This is a genomic window from Streptomyces sp. SID486, from assembly GCF_009865385.1.
GTDB lineage: Bacteria > Actinomycetota > Actinomycetes > Streptomycetales > Streptomycetaceae > Streptomyces.
Map to the genome: position 1 here is coordinate 1 of NZ_WWJT01000512.1, position 2,094 is coordinate 2,094.

Consider the following 2,094-nt stretch of genomic DNA (forward strand, 5'->3'; position numbering starts at 1 on the left):
GCGGCCGGGCGAGCGCCCCGGCGGCGACGACCGCCGCGTGCGCCGCGGCGGCCACGCGCGCGTGCAACCGCACGGTGGCCTCGCGGCGTTCGGTCACGGACGGGGGTTCGTCGAGGGCGTAGCCGGCGGCCGCGGCGACCGGGGTGGCGATCCGCGCGCCGAGAGCGGTGAGGATGTCGAGCACGCGCGCGTGGAGGTGCCGTCCGCCGCCGGTGGCCGGGAAGCGGGCGACGGCGGCGGGCCAGCCGGCGGGCAGCAGGGCGCCGGCCAGGTCGGTGACGACGGTGACCTCGTCGGGCCGCATCTCGGCGGGGCTGAGCAGGACGGTCCCGTGCGGGTCGTGCACGGTGTCGCGCCAGGTCTCGTCGCTGACCAGGTGCAGGCCCTCGGCGGTGGCGGCCTCGACGGTCTCCAGCAGCAGTTCGGGCGCGGCCACACCGGCGGTGGGGTCGTCCGCGGGGGACAGCACCAGCAGCCGCGGGTCGCCGCCCTCCGCGCGGACCCGGCGGACGGTCTCCAGCAGGGCGTACGGGTCGGGGACGCCGCCGCTCTCGACGGGCGTCGGCACATGGAACACGGACCTGCCGAGGAGCCGGGCGTAGGGCGCCCACCAGGCGGCGCAGGGCCGGGGTACGAGCACGTCGGCGCCGTCCCCGGCGAGCGCCGCGGTCAGGGCGAGCAGCAGGGCGGGGGCGCCGGGCCCCGCGGCCACCTGGTCGGGGCCGCAGGGCAGCCCTCGGCGGGTCCAGTAGCCGCAGGCCGCCTCCAGCAGGGCGGGGGCACCGCCGACGGGCTGGGTGTCGGCGCGGCCGGCGGCGGCCGCGACCACGGCGGAGAGTGCGGGGAGCACGGGCAGGCCGTCGTCGGGGAGCGGCGGGCCGTAGCGGACGGGGCCGTGGTCCTCCCCGCCCTCCGCCCCGGGGTCCGTCCGCCGCATCTCCGCCTCCGCGCAGTCCGTGGTGCCGTCATGCCGCCCGGTCCGGCCGGCCCCTTCACTCACCGTGCCGCCGACCGGACCGTGGTCCTTCTTCCGTGGTCCGGGGTCCGTGGTCCGGGGTCCGTGGTCCGCCGTGCGTGGGCCGTGGCCCCGGCTGTGGTGCGTGGTCCGCCTTCCCAGCCGTGGTCCGTCGTGCGTGGTCCCTATCCGTCGTTCCGGGCCGTGGTCCGCGATCCGTCGTGCGTGGTCCGTAGCCTTCGTCCGGGCCGTGGTCCGCGATCCGTCGTGCGTGGTCCGTCGTGCGTGGGCCCTATCCGTCGTCCGGGCCGTGGCCCGCCTTCCCGGCCGTGGTCCGTCGTGCGTGGTCCCTCCCGTCCGGTGTCGCGTGCCGCGTGTGCGGTGGCCGGTGCCGGTGTGTCGGTCTCGGCGGCGCCTTCGGGAGGGTGTCTACCCGCCGGGCGGCGCTCCATGGCGGTGCCCGGTCCATCGCCGGGGTCACCCCTCGGTGGACCGGCCCCCCGAGGGCCGTACGCGGCCGTACACCCGGTAGCCGGCGCCCGCGCAGGCGGCGGCGATCAGGACACCGCCGGCGGCGAGGGCCGGGACCGAGTCGTCGAAGGTGCCTCCCTGTCCCGCCGCCACACCGTGCTGGACGGCGGCGTGGCCGTCCGGGCAGGCCGCGCCGGGGGGATCCGCGCACCCGCCGTCCTCCCACCCGCCGTCCTGACCGCCGCCGTCCTGACCGCCGGTGTCCTGACCGCCCTCGTCGCGCCCGGAACCGTCGTGCGCGGCACCGTCCGGACCACTACCGTCCGGACCACCGCTGTCCTGACCGGCGCCGTCCCACCCGGAAACGTCCTCGCCTGCGCCTTCCCGCACGGCACCGTCCTGCCCGCCGCCCTGCTGCTCCTTCTGCCGTTCCTGACCGGCACCGTCGCGCCCGGCACCCTCCTGGCCCGCCGCGTCCCTCCCCGCGCCGTCGCCGGCCCCGGCGTCCAGGCCGCTCACGCCGCCCCCCTCGCAGGGCTCCCCCGCGCCGCACCGGCCGCTCTCGCCGCACGGGGCGCCGTCCTCACAGGCCGTGGCCGCCGTACGCGGCTCCTCGCACGCCGCCCGCACCGGCCCGGTCGGCGCCCGGCCGGCGACGGTCATGCGGG

General features: G+C 79.2%; 2 protein-coding genes. Both read right to left on the minus strand.

Going from position 1 to position 2,094, the window contains the following annotated elements; translation table 11 throughout:
- The coding region (locus GT045_RS23710; protein ID WP_161335367.1) for an aminotransferase class I/II-fold pyridoxal phosphate-dependent enzyme at positions 1 to 937 on the minus strand (937 nt) is incomplete at its 3' end.
- A 495-nt stretch (positions 938 to 1,432) separates the two neighbouring features.
- A complete protein-coding gene (locus tag GT045_RS39050) occupies positions 1,433 to 2,089 on the minus strand; it encodes a hypothetical protein (RefSeq protein WP_237538817.1) in 657 nt (218 codons plus the stop codon).
- Between the last annotated feature and the right edge of the window lie 5 nt (positions 2,090 to 2,094).

Excerpts from the sequence above, each read along its gene's own strand:
- GT045_RS39050 (WP_237538817.1), bottom strand. The coding sequence starts at position 2,089 with ATGACCGTCGCCGGCCGGGCGCCGACCGGGCCGGTGCGGGCGGCGTGC.